The sequence below is a fragment of the Streptomyces sp. NBC_00237 genome (genome assembly GCF_026342435.1).
Taxonomy (GTDB): Bacteria; Actinomycetota; Actinomycetes; order Streptomycetales; family Streptomycetaceae; genus Streptomyces.
In genome coordinates this window covers 2,258,934-2,278,122 of sequence record NZ_JAPEMT010000002.1, presented here as the reverse complement: position 1 = coordinate 2,278,122, position 19,189 = coordinate 2,258,934, and the positions used below count along the sequence as shown (strand labels likewise).

The 19,189-nt window shown below is 70.2% G+C and carries 17 protein-coding genes; 9 read left to right on the top strand and 8 right to left on the bottom strand.

What is annotated here, in order from left to right:
• Positions 1–3: 3 nt before the first annotated feature.
• A complete protein-coding gene (locus tag OG897_RS23840; protein WP_266659233.1) occupies positions 4–1,542 on the bottom strand; it encodes a ricin-type beta-trefoil lectin domain protein in 1,539 nt (512 codons plus the stop codon).
• Positions 1,543–1,650: 108 nt separating this feature from the next.
• On the opposite strand from OG897_RS23840, the gene OG897_RS23835 reads away from it, so the two are divergent.
• Positions 1,651–3,063 (top strand): aspartate ammonia-lyase, encoded by a 1,413-nt coding sequence (locus OG897_RS23835; RefSeq protein ID WP_266659232.1) that lies wholly within the window; start codon positions 1,651–1,653, stop codon positions 3,061–3,063.
• A gap of 248 nt (positions 3,064–3,311) precedes the next feature.
• Here the strand turns inward: OG897_RS23835 and OG897_RS23830 are convergent, their stop codons facing one another.
• Positions 3,312–4,985, bottom strand: coding sequence for a fumarate hydratase (locus tag OG897_RS23830; RefSeq protein WP_266659231.1), 1,674 nt, complete (start codon positions 4,983–4,985; stop codon positions 3,312–3,314).
• A 177-nt stretch (positions 4,986–5,162) separates the two neighbouring features.
• On the opposite strand from OG897_RS23830, the gene OG897_RS23825 reads away from it, so the two are divergent.
• Both OG897_RS23825 and OG897_RS23820 read left to right on the top strand, forming a co-directional pair.
• On the top strand, positions 5,163–5,858 hold the full coding sequence (locus OG897_RS23825) for a DUF1707 domain-containing protein (protein ID WP_266659230.1): 696 nt from the start codon (positions 5,163–5,165) through the stop codon (positions 5,856–5,858).
• Between the two features lie 182 nt (positions 5,859–6,040).
• Entirely contained in the window at positions 6,041–6,424 is a 384-nt protein-coding gene (locus OG897_RS23820; protein WP_266659229.1) for a WhiB family transcriptional regulator, read from the top strand.
• 102 nt (positions 6,425–6,526) lie between these two features.
• On the opposite strand, the gene glpX is transcribed toward OG897_RS23820, so the two are convergent.
• Complete coding sequence (gene glpX, locus OG897_RS23815) at positions 6,527–7,558, bottom strand: class II fructose-bisphosphatase (protein ID WP_266659228.1); 1,032 nt, start codon at positions 7,556–7,558, stop codon at positions 6,527–6,529.
• Between the two features lie 182 nt (positions 7,559–7,740).
• Here glpX and OG897_RS23810 point away from each other — a divergent pair, with 182 nt between their 5' ends.
• Complete coding sequence (locus tag OG897_RS23810) at positions 7,741–8,295, top strand: DUF4245 domain-containing protein (RefSeq protein WP_266659227.1); 555 nt, start codon at positions 7,741–7,743, stop codon at positions 8,293–8,295.
• A gap of 61 nt (positions 8,296–8,356) precedes the next feature.
• Here OG897_RS23810 and OG897_RS23805 read toward each other — a convergent pair whose 3' ends face one another.
• Together OG897_RS23805 and ychF are read right to left on the bottom strand one after the other, a co-directional pair.
• Positions 8,357–8,947, bottom strand: coding sequence for a malonic semialdehyde reductase (locus OG897_RS23805; RefSeq protein ID WP_266659226.1), 591 nt, complete (start codon positions 8,945–8,947; stop codon positions 8,357–8,359).
• Between the two features lie 223 nt (positions 8,948–9,170).
• Positions 9,171–10,259, bottom strand: a complete 1,089-nt coding sequence (ychF, locus tag OG897_RS23800; protein ID WP_266659225.1) for a redox-regulated ATPase YchF — start codon at positions 10,257–10,259, stop codon at positions 9,171–9,173.
• A gap of 229 nt (positions 10,260–10,488) precedes the next feature.
• Here ychF and OG897_RS23795 point away from each other — a divergent pair, with 229 nt between their 5' ends.
• Positions 10,489–11,145, top strand: a complete 657-nt coding sequence (locus OG897_RS23795) for a DUF6542 domain-containing protein (protein ID WP_266659224.1) — start codon at positions 10,489–10,491, stop codon at positions 11,143–11,145.
• Between the two features lie 33 nt (positions 11,146–11,178).
• On the opposite strand, the gene ppgK is transcribed toward OG897_RS23795, so the two are convergent.
• Positions 11,179–11,916 carry a polyphosphate--glucose phosphotransferase gene (gene ppgK, locus OG897_RS23790; RefSeq protein WP_323188091.1) on the bottom strand — a complete coding sequence of 246 codons (738 nt, stop codon included), beginning with the start codon at positions 11,914–11,916 and terminating at the stop codon, positions 11,179–11,181.
• A 45-nt stretch (positions 11,917–11,961) separates the two neighbouring features.
• Entirely contained in the window at positions 11,962–12,951 is a 990-nt protein-coding gene (locus OG897_RS23785; RefSeq protein WP_266659222.1) for a 4-hydroxy-3-methylbut-2-enyl diphosphate reductase, read from the bottom strand.
• Between the two features lie 83 nt (positions 12,952–13,034).
• Here OG897_RS23785 and OG897_RS23780 point away from each other — a divergent pair, with 83 nt between their 5' ends.
• The 4 genes from OG897_RS23780 to OG897_RS23765 all read left to right on the top strand — a co-directional run bounded on the left by OG897_RS23780 (position 13,035) and on the right by OG897_RS23765 (position 18,164).
• Complete coding sequence (locus OG897_RS23780) at positions 13,035–14,438, top strand: APC family permease (protein WP_266659221.1); 1,404 nt, start codon at positions 13,035–13,037, stop codon at positions 14,436–14,438.
• A 9-nt stretch (positions 14,439–14,447) separates the two neighbouring features.
• Positions 14,448–15,662, top strand: coding sequence for an exodeoxyribonuclease VII large subunit (gene xseA / locus OG897_RS23775; RefSeq protein ID WP_266659220.1), 1,215 nt, complete (start codon positions 14,448–14,450; stop codon positions 15,660–15,662).
• Positions 15,663–15,743: 81 nt separating this feature from the next.
• On the top strand, positions 15,744–15,980 hold the full coding sequence (locus tag OG897_RS23770) for an exodeoxyribonuclease VII small subunit (protein WP_266659219.1): 237 nt from the start codon (positions 15,744–15,746) through the stop codon (positions 15,978–15,980).
• 399 nt (positions 15,981–16,379) lie between these two features.
• Entirely contained in the window at positions 16,380–18,164 is a 1,785-nt protein-coding gene (locus OG897_RS23765; protein ID WP_266659218.1) for a sigma-70 family RNA polymerase sigma factor, read from the top strand.
• Between the two features lie 27 nt (positions 18,165–18,191).
• Here OG897_RS23765 and OG897_RS23760 read toward each other — a convergent pair whose 3' ends face one another.
• Complete coding sequence (locus OG897_RS23760; RefSeq protein WP_266659217.1) at positions 18,192–19,031, bottom strand: isocitrate lyase/phosphoenolpyruvate mutase family protein; 840 nt, start codon at positions 19,029–19,031, stop codon at positions 18,192–18,194.
• Between the last annotated feature and the right edge of the window lie 158 nt (positions 19,032–19,189).

Below are 19,189 nucleotides of genomic sequence, written 5' to 3'. Positions count from 1 at the left end.
GGGCTACGCGAACTGCTGGCTCGCCGAACCGTCGCAGGCCCGCAGCTTCAGCGGGTCCTTGGCGGCCGACAGGGTGACGCACAGTCCGGTCGCGGCGGCCGGACGGAGCGTGCCCGCCTGCCGTACGAACTGCTGATTGGCGGCGCCCGAGCAGTTCCACAGCACGAGCCCGACCCCAGCCTCGTACTTCGCACCCGGAACGTCCAGACACCTGTCATGGCTCAGTTCGGTCCGTACGGACTTCTGGGTGGCGTCGTACCACCACCCCTGGTTGCGGCCCCCGTGACAGTCCCAGCCGCCCACGGCGGTCCCGTTGCGCGTCACCGATCCCGGAGCGTCGACGCACGTCCCCGTCGCACCGTTCTTGAGCGGCCTGAACTGGTCGTCCCAGGCGCCCGCCGTCAGGACGGGCTTGCCGGTCGACGCGGGATCTGCGCAACTGGCCTCACGCAGACCCGAGTCGTACACCTGGCTCAGACAGGAGGCGAACGCCTTGTGCCCCTGAACGTTCGGGTGGAAGGACTGCCGCACGGAGTTCTCGTCCGGCGGTCCCGGCTTGCTCAGGTCGATGTACAGCCCGCGCGCCCAGGTGTCCTCCGAGCAGACCTCGTGGCCGTGGAAGAGCCGCGAGTTGTCGAGGTAGGTGGCACCGGTGGTCGCCGCCGCCCTCCGCATCCCCCGCTCGAAGGCGGGCACGGCGACGTTGCGCCCCCACGCGGTGTCGGAGTCGTAGCCGAGGCCGCCGCAGGCCAGCTTGCCGGGGAAGTTCGGGTTGTCCTTGAAGTCGGGCCCGATCGGGCTCGGATACCCCATCACCACGAGCCTGTAGTCGGAGTCGGCGTATCCCGCCCCCGTCATCGTGGTCCGCAGGTCCCGGATCGTCTGCTCCACCTTGGGCACCAGACCGTCCACCCGGGCCTGCCACCCACCCGCGTACTTCGACTCGCACGGCCCTTGCAGCGTCAGGTACCGGGTGACGCAGTCCGTCATCACGGGACCGAACTGGAGATCGTCATTGGCCCCGGCGACGAGGACCACCATCTTGATCTTCGTGTTCCGTGCCTTGATCGCGAGGTTGTCGCTCTGCACCAGCTCGTCGGCGTACTGCTTGGTCCCGCCGATCTTGATGTTTCCGGTGTAGCCGCCCGAGCAGGAGACGTTGTACGTCACGTCGGCCGCGATCGAGGTCTTGTGGATCGCGGCGTCCGGCGACCGGTGGCACCAGTTCGTCGGCCCGTTGGTCGGGGCCTCGTACGTCCCCGTCCCCTCGCCGGAGATCTCACTGTCCCCGAGCGAGATGAGCCCGCTCTTGCGCTGTGCCATGGGCCGCTCTTCCGGCGACCCGTAGAGCTTGGTCGCCTCGGCCGCGCGGATGGCCTCCAGCTCGGGCGGCAGGGGTGCCGCCGCGACGCCCTGCCCCGCCCCGGTCCCGGCGGCACTCGCCGCCGTCGTGCCGGTCGCCGCGAGTCCGCCGACCGCTGCCGCCATCGCGGCGACGGCCGCGACGGAACAACGAACGCTTCTGTGCCGTGTGCGCGCCATTGCGCCTCCCCGGTTGGTTGTTACCCGAGGTATTTACTGGCCGGTAGTCGACTTGGGAATAGCCAGAACCAGACAACTGCTCAACTTTTACAGGAGGTGTCGTAACCCATGACGAACAACGACTCCCGGGACCACCGGATCGAACACGACTCGATGGGGGAGGTACGGGTCCCCGCCCACGCCAAGTGGCGCGCGCAGACCCAACGGGCCGTGGAGAACTTCCCGATCTCCGGCCAGCACCTGGAACGCGCGCACATCGAGGCCCTGGCCCGGATCAAGTCGGCCGCCGCGAAGGTCAACGCCGAACTGGGCGTTCTGGACAAGGACGTCGCGGGCGCGATCGCGAGCGCCGCCGACGAGGTGGCCGACGGAGACTGGGACGCCCACTTCCCGGTGGACGTCTTCCAGACCGGCTCCGGCACCTCCTCCAACATGAACATGAACGAGGTCGTCGCCACTCTCGCCTCGGAACGCCTCACGGCCTCGGGCGGCCCCTCCGTCCACCCCAACGACCACGTCAACGCGTCGCAGTCGTCCAACGACGTGTTCCCGTCCTCGATCCACATCGCGGCGACGGCGGCCGTCACCCACGACCTGATCCCGTCCCTCGACCACCTCGCGGCGGCCCTCGACCGCAAGTCCTCCGAGTTCTCCGACGTCGTGAAGTCCGGCCGCACCCACCTCATGGACGCGACCCCGGTCACCCTGGGCCAGGAGTTCGGCGGCTACGCGGCCCAGATCCGCTACGGCGTCGAACGCCTCCGCGCCTCGCTCCCGCGCCTCGCCGAACTCCCGCTGGGCGGCACGGCGGTGGGCACCGGAATCAACACCCCGCCCGGCTTCTCCGCCGCTGTCATCGCCGAGGTCGCCCGCGCCACGGGCCTGCCCCTCACGGAAGCCCGCGACCACTTCGAGGCCCAGGGCGCCAGGGACGGCCTGGTGGAGACCTCCGGCCAGCTCCGCACCATCGCCGTCTCCCTCACCAAGATCGCCAACGACCTCCGCTGGATGTCGAGCGGCCCCCGCACGGGCTTGGCCGAAATCAACCTCCCGGACCTCCAGCCGGGCTCCTCGATCATGCCGGGGAAGGTCAACCCGGTAGTCCCGGAAGCGGTGTTGATGGTCGCCGCCCAAGTCACGGGCAACGACACCACGGTCGCGGTGGCGGGCGCGGCGGGCAACTTCGAGCTGAACGTCATGCTCCCCGTCATCGCCAAGAACCTCCTCGAATCCATCCGCCTCCTCGCCAACTCCACCCGCCTCCTGGCTGACCGCACGGTCGACGGCATCACGGCCAACGTCGAACGCGCCCTGGAATACGCGGAGTCGTCCCCCTCCGTCGTCACCCCCCTCAACAAGTACATCGGCTACGAGGAGGCGGCGAAGGTCGCCAAGCGGGCGATCGCCGAACGCAAAACGATCCGCGAGGTCGTCCTGGAGAACGGCTACATCGCCCGAGGCGACCTCACGGAGTCCCAACTCGACGCCGCCCTCGACGTCCTGAGCATGACGAGGCCGTAGGACGGGGGGTGGGGCTGTATCACTGTGCGGCTCCGCCGCGCGGGCGCTCCGTGCCCCGTCAGGGGCGCGGGGAACTGCGCGCCCAGCCCCAACGCACCCGCACGCACAAACCCACCCACCCGCCGCGCGGCGAGCGCTTTAGGTGAAGGGGCGGGGCAGGGGCCTCAACCCGCCGAAGGCGGGCGGGGGTCCGGGGGCGGAGCCCCCGGCAGTAACCCCAGCCCCCCGCCAGCGCCTCCGGCGAGGCCCTACGCCATCCCCGGCCCCCGCACGGGAATGCTCGTCACCAACGGCGAAGCCGCCGGAGCCGTGAAGAAGTCATTGCCCTTGTCGTCCACGACCACAAAAGCGGGGAAGTCCTCGACCTCGATCCGCCACACCGCCTCCATCCCCAGCTCCTCGTACTCGACGACCTCGACCTTCTTGATGCAGTCCTGCGCCAGCCGCGCCGCAGGCCCACCGATCGACCCCAGGTAGAAGCCCCCGTGCGCGGCACACGCATCGGTCACCTGCTTCGACCGGTTCCCCTTCGCCAGCATCACCTTCGAGCCGCCCGCCGCCTGGAACTGCTCGACGTACGAGTCCATCCGCCCGGCCGTCGTCGGCCCGAACGACCCCGACGCGTACCCTTCGGGCGTCTTCGCGGGCCCGGCGTAGTACACCGGGTGGTCCTTCAGGTACTGCGGCATCTCCTCGCCCGCGTCCAGCCGCTCCTTGATCTTCGCGTGCGCGATGTCCCGCGCCACGACGAGCGGTCCGGTCAGAGAGAGCCGCGTCTTCACCGGGTACTTGGTCAGCTCGGCCAGCACGTCGTCCATCGGCCGATTCAGATCGATCCGTACGACGTCCTCGTCCGCGTCGGACGCGAGGTGCTCGTCCGTCGTGTCCGGCAGGAACCTCGCCGGATCCTTCTCCAGCTCCTCCAGGAAGACGCCCTCGGCCGTGATCTTCGCCGTCGCCTGCCGGTCCGCCGAGCACGACACCGCGATCGCCACCGGCAGCGAAGCCCCGTGCCTCGGCAGCCGCACCACCCGCACGTCGTGGCAGAAGTACTTGCCGCCGAACTGCGCCCCGATCCCGATCTTCTGCGTCAGCTCGAAGACCTTCTGCTCCAGCTCCTGGTCCCGGAACCCGTGCCCGGTCGCCGACCCCTCCGACGGCAGCTCGTCCAGGTAGTGCGCCGACGCGTACTTCGCGGTCTTCAGCGCGAACTCGGCCGACGTACCCCCGACCACGATCGCCAGGTGGTACGGCGGACAGGCCGCCGTCCCCAGCGACCGGATCTTCTCCTCCAGGAACTTCATCATCGAAGCCTCGTTCAGAACGGCCTTCGTCTCCTGGAACAGGAACGACTTGTTCGCCGACCCCCCGCCCTTCGCCATGAACAAGAACTTGTACGCGCCCCCGTCGGTCGCGTACAGCTCGATCTGCGCGGGCAGGTTCGACCCGGTGTTCTTCTCGTCCCACATGGTCAGCGGCGCCATCTGCGAGTACCGCAGATTCAGCTTCGTGTACGCGTCGAAGATCCCGTGCGACAGCGCCTCCTCGTCCCCACCCTCGGTGAGGACGTTCTGCCCGCGCTTGCCCATCACGATCGCCGTACCCGTGTCCTGGCACATCGGCAGTACGCCCGCCGCCGCGATGTTCGCGTTCTTCAGCAGGTCCAGCGCGACGAACTTGTCGTTGCCCGAAGCCTCCGGGTCGTCGATGATCCGCCGCAGCTGCGCCAGGTGCGCGGGCCGCAGGTAGTGCGAGATGTCGTGCATGGCCTCGGCGGCCAGCTTCCTCAGTGCCTCCGGCTCGACCTTGAGGAACGTACGACCGTCGGCCTCGAAGGTGGAGACACCCTCGGAGGTCACCAGCCGGTAGGGCGTGGCGTCCTCTCCCAGCGGCAGCAGATCGGAGTACGCAAACTCTGGCATTTCGGCCAATCCCTCACTAGGCAGGCAGACATCTACGCATGCCCCCATTGGCAGCGCACCTCTCAGCGTATGACGCGGTCGAACCGCCTCGCGGGTGAGGTCCGCCTCACCTGCCCGCCCCGGCCGTTCCCGTCCCGCCCCCTATCGCGATCTATCGCGTTTCGGTACGGTAGTGGGGTGGACCTCGAAAAGAAGCCCCAGCCGACCCTCCCGTACGCGGAGCCCCCCGCCGGACCTCCGGCCGCCTCCCTCCGCGCCTCCGACGCCGACCGCGACCGCGTCGCGGACATCCTGCGCGAGGCGATGGCCGAGGGACGGCTCGACGCCGAGGAGCACGGCGAGCGCATCGACGCGGTCTACCGCGCCAAGACGATGGCCGAACTGGAGCCGCTGGTAAGGGACTTGCCGGTACCGGGCGCGCCGCCCGCGCAGGCCGCCGCGCCCTCGTCCGGGTACGCCCCGTACGACGGCGGTCAGCCCTCCGAGCCCACCGAGAGCCTGGTGTCCGTCTTCAGCAGCACCACCCGCAAGGGCCGCTGGCGCATCGGCGCCCGTACGAACGCCTTCGCGCTCTTCGGGAACATCGAGATCGACCTGACCGAGGCCCTGTTCTCGCAGCGCCTCACCACCATCAACGCGACCTCGGTCTTCGGGAACGTCGAGATCACGGTCCCGGAGAACATCACCCTGCGCGGCAACGGCAACGGAATCCTCGGCAACTTCGAGATCCGCACCCTGGAGGCCGCCGATCCCGAGGCCCCCGTCGTGGTCGTCAACGGTCTCGCGGTCCTCGGCAACATCGAGGCGAAGCCCAAGCGCGGCAAGCTGATCGCCGACCTGCACGACCGCCTGCGCAAGCACCTCGGCCACTGACGGGCGGACGGCGCCCCCGGACTCCCTGAGGGGCGTCCTGGGGAGGCCCGACGGCCCCTTGGCGGACGCGCCGGGGGTGACGCGTACTGGACATGGTTCGAAACCCTGTGCATAGGCGTCGGCACAGCGGGTAGGGACTGCGCATCGTCGCTCGCTCGCGAAGCCGTCGTCAGGAGTAGACCGTGCTGCAACCGCCGCATCAGTCCTTGCAGGTCGCCGCCGTGCCCGCGCAACGCGTCCCGGCACCGGTCCGTGATCAGCGGGACCAGGCCGGCCCATGGCACACGGAGGCGGTGTGCCGCCGGGACGAAGCCGGGCTGTTCTTCGCCCCGTCGAAGGAGCCGACCGCTTCCCGGCTGGCCCGCGAGGAGGCCGCGAAGCGGGTCTGCGCCCGCTGTCCGGTGATGATCGCGTGCCGCGAGCACGCACTCCTCCAGCCCGAGCCGTACGGCGTCTGGGGCGGCCTCACCGCCGCCGAGCGCCGGGTGGTCCTGGCCAGGCGGCGCAGGCGCGAGATGGAACTCAAGGCCGCTCCGGGCGCGGGCGACCACCGCATCGCGGGCTGACCCGCTCACCTGTTGTACGCCGGAGGGGCGGCCACCTCGCTTCGGGTGGCCGCCCCTCCTCGCGGCGTTCGTACCGCTCGTACCGCCTGCTTCTCGTACCGCCTACTTCGCGCGGTCGAAGTCGATGGCGCTGTACGCACGCAGCTTGGACAGCCGGTGCACGGAGTCGATCTGGCGGATCGTCCCGGACTTCGAGCGCATCACGAGCGACTGCGTGGTCGCGGTCGCGGACCGGTAGCGCACGCCGCGCAGCAGCTCACCGTCGGTGATACCGGTGGCGACGAAGAACACGTTCTCCCCGCTGACCAGGTCGTTCGTGTGCAGGACGCGGTCCAGGTCGTGCCCCGCGTCGATGGCGCGCTGGCGCTCCGCTTCGTCCTTGGGCCACAGCTTGCCCTGGATGGTGCCGCCGAGGCACTTGATCGCGCAGGCGCTGATGATGCCTTCCGGCGTGCCGCCGACACCCATCAGCAGGTCGACGCCGGTCCCTTCCCGGACCGCCATGATCGAACCGGCGACGTCGCCGTCCGAGATGAACTTGATCCGCGCCCCGGTCTCCCGGATCTCCTTGACTATCCCCTCGTGGCGGGGACGGTCCAGGATCATGACCGTGACGTCCTCGGGCGTGGAGTTCTTGGCCTTGGCGACCCGGCGGATGTTGACCGCCACGGGGGCGTTGATGTCGACGAAGTCCGCCGCCTCGGGGCCCGTGACCAGTTTGTCCATGTAGAAGACCGCCGACGGGTCGAACATCGTCCCGCGATCGGCGGCCGCCAGTACGGCGATGGCGTTGGGCATGCCCTTGGCGTTGAGCGTCGTGCCGTCGATCGGGTCGACCGCGATGTCGACCTCGGCGCCGGTGCCGTCGCCGATGCGCTCCCCGTTGTAGAGCATGGGCGCTTCGTCCTTCTCGCCCTCGCCGATGACGACGACGCCGTTCATCGAGACGGTCGAGACGAGGGTGCGCATGGCGTTGACCGCCGCACCGTCCGCACCGTTCTTGTCGCCGCGGCCCACCCAGCGACCGGCGGCCATGGCGGCGGCCTCGGTGACGCGTACGAGCTCAAGGGCGAGGTTGCGGTCGGGAGCCTCGGCGGGTACTTCGAGCTGCGACGGGAGCTGGTGCTCGGTCATCGGTGAGCGACCCTTTCTGTTCTGCCTGTGTGGCTGCACGGGTGCGGCGGCGGTAGTGCGACTCTATCCGTACATCGACAAAATGAGCAGAGGGGGTGCACGTATGAGCGGCATATCGGTTACGTCCCGTGCACCCCGGGGCCGCGACGGAGCCGCCGGACCCCATGGGGGACCATGGATGTGTGGCAGCGAAGCGTGGCAATCAGAAGATCCGGGACATGGTGCTCTCGATGCTGGTCATCGGGGCCGTCGTCGCCGGCGTTTACACCGTCATCCCGCACAACGAGAACGCCGACCCCCTCAAGACGGTCGACTACCGGGTCGAGCTCAGCACCGCCCAGCGTTCCGCCCCCTACCCGGTGCTCGCCCCGCAGGGCCTGTCCAAGGAGTGGCGTGCGACCTCGGTGACGTACCGGGGCAACAAGGGCAAGGCGTGGCACCTGGGCTTCCTCGACCCGGAGAAGGAGTACGTCGCGGTCGAGCAGTCGACGAACGACCCGGCGAAGTACGTTCCCGAGGTCACGCTCAAGGCGACGAACACGGGGAAGACGCAGCAGGTCGGCGGCGCCCAGTGGCAGGTCTGGAAGGGCGAGAAGTACGACGCCCTGGTCCGCACCGACAAGGACGCGACGACGGTCGTCCTCGGTACGGCGAAGGACGCGCGCCTCGCGGAGATGGCCGCGGCCCTGAAGGCGAAGCCGACGGCGCCCACGCCCTCCCCGGCGAACCCGGAGTAGCGCGAAAGGGGCCGCCGCACCTTCCGGTGCGACGGCCCCTTCCTCGTGCGCGTACGCGGACTCAGACGGTCGTGATGACCTCGTCCAGCGCCAGACGCGGGGAGCGCGGGAACCAGGCGTCGTCGCCCGGCTTGCCGATGTTGATGACCATCAGCGGGGTGTGGTCGTCGTCCAGGAACTCCTTCTGGACGGCGGCGAAGTCGAAGCCCGTCATCGGACCGGCGGCCAGACCGGCGGCGCGCACGCCGACGATGAAGTAACCGGCCTGGAGGGTGGCGTTGATCAGCGCGGCCTGCTCGCGGACCGGACGCTCGGAGAAGAAGGCGTCCTTGGCCTGCGGGAAGTGCGGGAACAGTGCCGGGAGCTCCTCGTGGAACTCGTTGTCGGCGGACAGGATCGCGACCAGCGGAGCGGTGCGGGTCTTGGGCTGGTTGCCCTCGGCCATCAGCCCGACCAGACGCTCACGCGCCTCCTCGGAACGGACCAGCGTGATGCGCAGCGGCGACTGGTTGAACGCGGTCGGGCCGTACTTGACCAGGTCGTAGATCGCCTGGACCTGCTCCTCGGTCACCGGCTCGTCGGTGAACGTGTTGGCGGTGCGGGCCTCACGGAAGAGGAGGTCCTGGGCGGCGGGGTCAAGAACGAGGGACATGCGTCATGCCTTCCAAACGTGCGGAGGATCAAGCGATGACGCCACCGTAGACCAGCATTAGGTTAAGTTTCAACTAAACCGGGATGATCGTGGCAGGGCTCACACCCCGCCCCCGGGTCCACGGAGCCCGCACACACGTCGTCCCCCGCCTGGACCACCGGGCGGGGGACGACGTGTGTCACCGGTCCTGCCGGACGCCGGGACGGCGTACGGCAGGTTTCTGCTAGACGTTGAAGCGGAACTCCACCACGTCGCCGTCCTGCATGACGTACTCCTTGCCCTCCATGCGGGCCTTGCCCTTGGCGCGGGCCTCGGCGACGGAGCCGGTCTCGACCAGGTCGGCGAAGGAGATGATCTCGGCCTTGATGAAGCCCTTCTGGAAGTCGGTGTGGATGACACCGGCCGCCTCGGGGGCCGTGGCGCCCTTGGGGATCGTCCAGGCGCGGGTCTCCTTGGGGCCTGCCGTCAGGTAGGTCTGGAGGCCCAGGGTGTCGAAGCCGACGCGGCCGAGGGTGGCGAGGCCGGGCTCTTCCTGGCCCATGGACTGGAGGAGTTCGAGGGCCTCGTCGTCGTCGAGCTCGATGAGCTCGGACTCGATCTTGGCGTTGAGGAAGATCGCCTCGGCGGGGGCGACCAGGGCGCGCTGCTCGTTCTTGAAGTCCTCGTCGACCAGCTCGTCCTCGTCCACGTTGAAGACGTAGAGGAAGGGCTTGGTGGTGAGGAGGTGCAGCTCGTGGAGGAGGTCGCCCTGCTCCGTGCCCTTGGTGATGCCCGCGGAGAACAGGGTCTCGCCGGATTCGAGGATCTTCTGGGCCTTCTCGACGGCGGCGAGGACCAGGACCTTCTCCTTCTGGAGGCGGGACTCCTTGGTGAGGCGGGGCACCGCCTTCTCGACGGACTGGAGGTCGGCGAGGATCAGCTCGGTGTTGATCGTCTCGATGTCGTCCTTGGGGGACACCTTGCCGTCGACGTGGACGACGTTCTCGTCCTTGAAGGCGCGGATGACCTGGCAGATCGCGTCGGACTCGCGGATGTTCGCGAGGAACTTGTTGCCTAGGCCCTCGCCCTCGGAAGCGCCTCGGACGATGCCCGCGATGTCGACGAAGTCGACCGTCGCGGGGAGGATTTTCTGGGAGCCGAAGATGCCCGCGAGGACGGCGAGGCGGGGGTCCGGGACGCCCACGACGCCGACGTTCGGCTCGATGGTGGCGAACGGGTAGTTGGCCGCCAGCACGTCGTTCTTGGTCAGGGCGTTGAACAGGGTCGACTTGCCGACATTCGGCAGACCGACGATTCCGATCGTGAGCGACACGTTGGCGACTTCCCGTAGCGGAGAGAGAGGAGCTGGTGCTGGCCCGGGGGTGGGCCGACCGATCCCCCAGTTTACGGGCGGGCGGGTGGGGGTGTCGTACGGGGAGGAGGGGGCTGCCGGGGTCGGCGGGGGGCGCTGGCGGGCGGATGGCGTCGAACTCAGTGCCAAGGTCGGCCAAAGGGCGTGTCCAAGCCCGGAATCCGCCAGTCCGGCGACCTACGTTGGTCCGGTGGAGCAACCCAGGACCCGTCCCCGCCCCCCGCAGCGCAGGCCGCAGCACGTCGCCGCGCAGGGGGTCACCGCCGAGACCTCGGCCGTCTACCGGAGCTCCGGGGGCTCGGGGCGGCCCGCACGGCCCGTCGCGCCCGTGGTGCTCGCGCTGCGGCGGCTGCCCAATCCCCGGCTGACGGGGCTCGGCGGGGGGCTCTTCGCCGTGGTGGCCATGGTGGTGGTGGGGTGTCTGGTGCAGACGTTGTTCGATGGGGCACCGGTTGTGTATGGGGTGCTGTTCTTGCCGGTGAGTTTGTTGACCGCTGTGTGGGTGCGGCCCGCTGATCTGGTGACCGCGCCGATCAGCGTGCCGATCGCGTTCGCCTGTGGTCTGGTGCCCATCGCGGGCGGCTCGGACGGGTTCGGCAGCCGGCTGATGGCCGTGGTGACGGCGCTGGCCGTGCACGCGGGGTGGCTGTACGGCGGAACGCTGGTCGCGGGGCTGGTCGCCAGCGTGCGCAAGGTGCGGCAGATGGGGCGCAGGCAGGCGGAGCGGGCCGCGTCGGCAGCCGCCCGCGGTGCCGCCGCCCCCGCTGCCGTCGCCCCTGCCTCCGTACGACCGCAGTCGTCCGGCCGGGTGGGTGGCGTACGGCAGCAGCGGTCCCGGAGCGAGTAGTAGGGAGCAGTCCCACCCGGTGGGGCGCCGGGTTCAGCGTCTGGCGGCGGCCATGGCGGCTCCGACGATTCCCGCGTTGTTCTGGAGCTGGGCCGGGACGATCTCCGCGCGGATTCCCTCGATGAGGGGGAGGAACTTCTCGGCCTTGCGGCTGACGCCTCCGCCGATGATGAAGAGGGACGGGGAGAAGAGCATCTCCACGTGGGCGAGGTACTTCGAGACCCGCTTGGCCCAGTGGTCCCAGCTCAGGTCCTCGTCCTCCTTGGCCTTCGTGGAGGCGTGCTTCTCGGCGTCGTGGCCGTGCAGCTCCAGGTGGCCCAGCTCCGTGTTCGGGACGAGCCTGCCGTCGAGGAAGAGGGCGCTGCCGATGCCCGTACCGAAGGTGAGCAGGAGGACCGTGCCCTTGCGGCCGGCGCCCGCGCCGAAGGTCATCTCGGCGACGCCCGCCGCGTCCGCGTCGTTCAGCACCGTCACCGGCATGCCCAGGCGCTCGCGCAGGACGGACTGGGCGTCCAGGTCGACCCAGCCCTTGTCGACGTTGGCCGCCGTACGGGTGATGCCGTCCGTGACGACGCCGGGGAAGGTGATGCCGACCGGGCCCGACCAGCCGAAGTTGCCGACGACGTCCCTGACGCCTTCGATCACGCTGTCCGGCGTGGCCGGGTGCGGGGTCAGTACCTTGTGCCTCGGCTCGGCAAGGTCGCCCCGCTCCAGATCCACGGGAGCGCCCTTGATGCCCGAGCCGCCGATGTCCACTCCGAACACGTTCATGGACACCACCGTACGACGCACCACTGACAGCGGTGCGGGGACGGACTACTCGCTGCCGAGCGCAGCGGCCTCCGCGCGCAGGTCACGGCGCAGCTCCTTGGGGAGCGAGAAGGTGATCGACTCGTCGGCCGTCTTGACGGTCTCCACGTCCGCGTAGCCGCGCTCGGAGAGCCATTCCAGCACGCCGTCGACCAGGACGTCCGGGACGGAGGCGCCCGAGGTCAGGCCGACCGTGGTGACGCCCTCCAGCCAGGACTCGTCGATCTCCGAGGCGAAGTCGACCAGGTGCGCGGCGGGGGCGCCCGCGTCCAGGGCGACCTCGACCATCCGGATCGAGTTCGAAGAGTTCTTGGAGCCCACGACGATGACGAGCTCGGCGTCCTCGGCCAGCTTCTTCACCGCGATCTGGCGGTTCTGGGTGGCGTAGCAGATGTCGTCGCTGGGCGGCGAGAGCAGGTTCGGGAACTTGCTCTTCAGGGCGTCGACCGTCTCCATCGTCTCGTCGACGGAGAGCGTGGTCTGGGAGAGCCAGACGACCTTCGACTCGTCGCGCACGGTCACGTTCGCGACGTCCTCGGGGCCGTCGACCAGGGTGATGTGGTCCGGAGCCTCGCCGGAGGTGCCGATGACCTCCTCGTGGCCCTCGTGGCCGATCAGGAGGATGTCGTAGTCGTCCTTGGCGTACCGGACGGCCTCCTTGTGGACCTTGGTGACCAGCGGGCAGGTCGCGTCGATCGTCGCGAGGTTGCGGGACGCGGCCTCGGCGTGGACGGTCGGGGCGACGCCGTGCGCGGAGAACATCACGATGGAGCCCTCGGGGACCTCCGCCGTCTGCTCGACGAAGATCGCGCCCTTCTTCTCCAGGGTCTGCACGACGTACTTGTTGTGGACGATCTCGTGCCGGACGTAGATCGGCGCACCGTACTGCTCCAGGGCCTTCTCGACGGCGATGACGGCGCGGTCCACGCCCGCGCAGTAGCCACGGGGGGCGGCAAGCAGGACACGGCGGGCGGAGGTGGAAGTCATACGACCCATCGTAAGGCCGTGCCCGGGAGGCCAAAGATCGCCTGCGGGGGAACACTGGGAGAGATGATCGACAGGCGTACGGAGGAGCGATCGTGGGGAGTGCTGACGGGGCGACAGAGGCCACGGGTACGGCAGGGGCCGGTGCGGCCGGGCTGAAGCGGAGCCTCGGGTTTCGGGATCTGGTGGTGTACGGGCTGCTGTTCATCGCGCCCATGGCCCCGGTCGGCGTCTTCGGCACGCTGGACGCCAAGTCGCACGGCGCCGTCGCGCTCGTCTACCTCGTCGCGACGGTGGCCATGGGCTTCACCGCCTTCAGTTACGCGCAGATGGTGCGGGTCGTGCCGAAGGCCGGGTCGGTCTTCGCGTACGCGCGGGCGGCGCTGGGGGAGGGGCCCGGGTTCGTCGCCGGGTGGATGGCGATGCTGGACTACCTGCTGATTCCGGCGGTCGCCTATCTGTTCTCCGGGATCGCCCTGCACGCCCTGGTCCCGTCGGTGTCGCAGTGGGTGTGGACGGCGCTCGCGGTGGTGGTGACGACGGCCCTCAACATGTGGGGGGTGCGGGCCGCCGCCCGGGTGGGGTTCGCGGTGCTGGCGCTGGAGATCGCGGTGCTGGTGGTGTTCGTGGTGGCCGCGCTCGTCGTCCTCGTACGGGACGGGGCCCAGCGGGACTGGCTGTCGCCGCTCGCCGGGGACGGGTCGATGGGCGCGTTCTCGCTGGCGGCGGTGGTGGGGGCGGTGTCCGTGGCGGTGCTGTCGTACCTGGGGTTCGACGCGATCGCCTCGTTCGCCGAGGAGGTCACGGGGGGTTCCGCGAAGGTCGCCAGGGCGGTGCTGCTGTGTCTGGCACTGGTCGGCGTGCTCTTCGTCGTACAGACGTATCTGGTGGCGCTCCTGTCGCCGGTGACGGCGGCCGAACTGGCCGCCGATCCCTCGAAGCAGGGGACGGCCTTCTACGACGCGGTGGACGGGTCGGTCGGGGACTGGCTGCACGACCTGGTCGCGGTCAGCAAGGCGATCGGGGCGGCCTTCGCGGCCCTGGCCGGGCAGGCGGCGGCCGGGCGGCTGCTCTTCGCGATGGCGCGGGAGCGGCGGCTGCCGAAGGTGCTGGCCAGGGTGGACGCGAAGTCCGGGGTGCCGAGGGTGGCGCTGGGGCTCGCGGCCGTGGTGACGCTGGTGGCGGCCGTGTGGGCGGCGTCGCGGGGGGACGGGATGGATCACCTGGTTTCCGTGGTTGATATCGGGGCTTTGACCGCTTTCGTGCTGCTGCACGCATCGGTGGTGGGGTGGTTCGTCGTGCGGAGGATGGAGGGGCCGCCCGTGTGGTGGCGGCATGTGGTGGTGCCGGTGCTGGGGGCGGCGATCGCGGTGGCGGTCATCGTGGAGGCCAGCCGGACGGCGCAACTGGTGGGGGTCGGGTGGTTCCTGGTGGGGCTGGTGGTGCTCGTCGCGCAGCGGGGGCGACGGGCGGGGGGCGATGTCGGTCGGCCCGGATAGCTTTGGGTCATGGCACTCAATACGTCAGCGGACGCGCCTTTGCCGGTCGGGCAGGTCTCCCGGTTGATCGGGGGATGGATCGACCGGCTCGGCGCCGTGTGGGTCGAGGGACAGATCACGCAGTTGTCGCGGCGGCCGGGGGCGGGTGTCGTCTTTCTGACGCTGCGGGATCCGTCGAGCGATATCTCGGTGGCTGTGACCTGCTATCGGCAGGTTTTCGACGCGGTGGCGGACGTCGTCTCGGAGGGGGCGCGGGTCGTCGTTCACGCGAAGCCCGAGTGGTACGCGCCGAGGGGGCAGCTGTCCCTGCGGGCGAATGAGATCAAGCCGGTGGGGGTCGGCGAACTGCTCGTGCGGCTGGAGCAGTTGAAGAAGACGTTGGCGGCGGAGGGACTTTTCGCGCTGGACCGGAAGCGGAGTCTGCCTTTTCTGCCGCAGCTGATCGGGCTGGTGACGGGGCGCGCGAGTGCCGCCGAGCGGGATGTCCTGGAGAACGCGCGGCGGCGGTGGCCCGCGGTGCGCTTCGAAGTACGGAACGTCGCTGTGCAGGGGGTGCACGCGGTGCCGCAGGTGGTGCAGGCGGTGAAGGAGCTGGACGCGCTGCCGGAGGTGGACGTGATCATCGTGGCGCGGGGCGGGGGGAGCGTGGAGGATCTGCTGCCGTTCTCCGACGAGTCGCTGGTGAGGGCGGTGGGCGAGGCGCGGACGCCGGTTGTCTCCGCGATCGGGCACGAGCCGGATTCGCCGTTGCTGGACCTGGTGGCGGATGTGCGGGCGTCCACGCCGACGGATGCGGCGAAGAAGGTCGTGCCCGATGTGGGGGAGGAGCTCGACCGGGTGCGGGGTCTGCGGGACCGGGCGCTGCGGACCGTGCGGGGGGTGCTCGACCGGGAGGAGCGGGGGCTGGCGTACGCGCTGGCCAGGCCGGTGATGGAGCGGCCGCAGCGGATGGTGGAGGAGCGGGAGGGGGAGGTGGACGCGCTGGTGGCGAGGGGGCGGCGGACGCTGGGGCATCTGTTGGACCGGGCGGATTCCGAGCTGTCGCACACGCTGGCGCGGGTGGTGGCGTTGTCGCCCGCGGCGACGTTGGAGCGGGGGTACGCGGTGTTGCAGAGGGCGGACGGGGTGGTGGTGCGGTCGGTGGGCGATGTGGAGGCCGGGGACGTGCTGAGGGCGCGGGTCGCGGAGGGGGGCTTCGGGGTGCGGGTCGTCGAGGGGGAGTGAGGCGGGGCGGGGAGTGAGGCGGGGTGGGGCGGGTGGTGAGGTGAGTCGGTGTTGTCGGACCTCGTACATAGGGTGGAACGCATGGCCAAGACGGATGAAGCCGCAGCAGCATCGGGTGCCGAGGTCGGGTACGAGCAGGCGCGGGACGAGTTGATCGAAGTCGTACGGCGACTGGAGGCGGGCGGGACGTCGTTGGAGGAGTCCCTCGCGTTGTGGGAGCGGGGGGAGGCGTTGGCGAAGGTGTGCAGGGGGTGGCTGGAGGGGGCGCGGGCGCGGTTGAATGCGGCGCTGGAGGGGGAGGCGGCGGAGGGGGAGTAGGGGGTGACCTGGCGGTCGGCTGAGGAGCATGCCCTCCTGTCCCGGTGGCCGGTGGCCGGTGCTTTGGTGTGGGTGGGTGCTGTTCCTGCCGGGGGCTCCGCCCCCGGACCCCCGCCCGCCTTCGGCGGGTTGAGGCCCCTGCCCCGCCCCTTCACCTAAAGCGCTCGCCGCGCGGCGGGTGGGTGGGTTTGTGCGTGCGGGTGCGTTGGGGCTGGGCGCGCAGTTCCCCGCGCCCCTAATGGGGCGCCCCCCCCTCAGCCGGGAAAGTTGGGTGGGGGTTTTTGTTATGTGGGGGGTTGGGGGCGGTCTCCTAGGCGTGGAGCAAGATGCGTGTGCGTGGGGCGCGCTGATGTGCGTATGCGCGTATGGGGCATTCCGGCGGAGAAGGGGCGGGAAACCGTGAACAGGGAACACGGAGTCGCGAGAGTTCTTGCCGCGCAGAGTGGGGACCCGCAGGCGCAGGACGCGCTCGTCGCCGCGTATCTGCCCCTCGTCTACAACATCGTCGGGCGGGCGCTGCACGGGCATGCGGATGTCGATGACGTTGTGCAGGAGACCATGCTGCGGGCTCTGGACGGTCTCGGCACCCTGAGGATTCCCGAGAGCTTCCGGTCGTGGCTCGTCGCCATCGCCATGAACGAGGTGCGTCGCCACTGGGAGCGGGGGCAGGCCGCCGTCGGGTCCGTGGGGCCCGTTCACGAGGAGCGGGAGGTCGCCGATCCCGCAGCCGACTTCGTCGGGCTGACCCTCGTGCGGATGGGGCTGTCGGGGCAGCGGAAGGAGACCGTCGAAGCGACGCGGTGGCTCGACGGTGATGATCGCGCGCTGCTGTCGTTGTGGTGGCTGGAGGCGGCCGGTGAGCTGACCCGGGCCGAGGTCGCCACCGCCTTGGAGCTGCCGCCCGACCACACAGCCGTACGCGTGCAGCGGATGAAGTCGCAGCTTGAGGCGTCCCGGGTGGTCGTGCGGGCGCTGGCCGCCGTTCCGCTGTGCGGGCAGCTGCGGGACGTCATCGGTTCCTGGGACGGAGTGCCGTCGGCGCTCTGGCGGAAGCGGATATCGCGGCACGCGAAGGAGTGCGCGGCGTGTTCCGGACACCGCACCGGGCTCGTGCCCGCCGAGGGGCTGCTCGCCGGGTTCGGGCTCGTGCCCGTGGCGGGGGCCCTGGTGGCGGGCGTGAGCGCGGCCGTGCGGGGCGGGGGCGGCGGCGGGTTCGCCCCGGTGGGGCATGCGCAGGGTGTGCCGTACGCGACACAAGCGATACAAGCGACAGAAGTAACGCAGGCAACGCAAGCAGTGCAAGAAGCAGAAGCAGTACAGGTACACAGCGCCATGCGCGGAACACAGGAGCAGGACTTGTCGTACGACGCCGCACATCAACAGAGCGCCGGGGCCGGGGAAGGTGACGGCCGAGCGGCCGGGCCCTCGCGGTCGCAGCGGAGGCAGCAGCGGACGCGGCGGAAGCGTCACGTCATAGGGGCTGCGGCTCTGCTGGCCTTGATAGGTGGCGGGTTCGGAGTGTTCCGGATCTTCTCGGGAGGGGACGGCGGGACCAGTACGAGCGTCGCCGACGCGGCGCGGACCGGGGCGCCGGTCCTCCCGTCGAGTGCCGCGCCCAGCACGGGCGGCCCCACTCCCACCCGTACCGTGTCCGCCAGCGCCAGCGCCAGCGCCAGCGCCACACCCACCAAGCCCGCCGCGTCCAAGTCGCCGAAGCCGACGAAGACTTCGGCCAAGCCCAAGCCTCCGCCGAAGCCGCCCAAGACCACCAAGCCGGTCCCGCCCGCGCCGCCCGCGCCGCCCGCCGGTCCCGCCCAGGAAGTGGTGCGACTGCTCAACACCGAGCGGGCGAAGGCGGGTTGTTCGGCGTTGAGCAGCAACTCACTGCTCCGCACGGCCGCTCAGCGGCACTCCGAGGACATGGTCAGCCGAGGCTTCTTCGACCACACCAACCCCGATGGCGACGGACCCGGCGAGCGCGTCACCGCCGCCGGGTACAAGTGGATGACGTACGGGGAGAACATCGCGGCGGGGCAGGCCACCCCCGCCGCCGTCATGGAGGGCTGGATGAACAGCCCCGGACACCGGGCCAACATCCTCAACTGTGCTTTCAAGGAGGTCGGCATCGGCATCAAGGACGCCTCCGGCGGCATCCGCTGGACGCAGGTGTTCGGGGCGCGCTAGCGGGCTCAGCGCGGGAAGCTAGCGGGCTCAGCGCGGGAAGAGGGCGTTCAGCTCGCCGTACGGCACGGCGTCCGTCACCGCGTCGTACGTCCCCCGCTCCAGCAGCTCGCGGGTCGCCCGACGGGCCGCGCCGTACGCCGCGGAGGCCACGGACGAGCCCAGGCTGAGCCGTGCCACGCCCAGCTTCGCCAGCTCGGCGACGCTCGGGTCGCCCGGCCCCACCAGGAGGTTCAGCGGGACGTCGACGGCCGCGACCAGTGCGGCGACCGTCTCCGGGTCGGTGGTGCCGGGCACGAAGATGCCGGACGCGCCCGCCGCCACGTAGGAGCGCATGCGGCGGATCGTCTCGGCGAGGCGGTCGGACTCCTCGCCGAGTCCGAACAGGTACATGTCGATACGGGCGTTGAGGTAGAGCGGGATTCCGGCCTTGTCGGCGGCGGCTCGCGCGGCGGCGATCCGGTCCGCCTGAGCGGCCGGGTCGCGGGTGCCGTCCTCCAGGTTGACGCCCACCGCGCCCGCCTCGATCACCTTGGCGACGGTCTCGCCGACGCCCTCCGCGGTCTCGGCGAACCCGCCCTCGATGTCGGCCGTCACCGGCACCTTCACCGCGGCGGCGACCCGTGCGATCAGCCCCACCGCCCGGTCCCGGTCCAGCGCGTCGCCGTCCGGCGAACCCAGGCTCCACGCGACCCCGGCGCTGGTGGTCGCCACGGCGGTCGCGCCCGCCTCCTCGACCACCAGGGCGCTGGCGACGTCCCAGGCGTTGGCGAGCAGCAGCGGGGAGGCGGCGCCGTGGTGGAGGGAGTGGAAGAGGGTGGCCTTGTCGTGCTGACCCTGGTGCTGGCTGGTGTGCGAAGTCGTCGTCATGGGGACAGTCCATCAGGCCGGGGCGGCCGGGGCTGGCGAATTTCCGACATGGTCGTTCGCGGTTTCCCGACATGGTCGTGCAGGGTCAGCTGACGCCCGCCGACCTCCCCGTTGACCGGAATGTCCGTGGACTGCCCTGCTGGCCACGGGGGCACGTA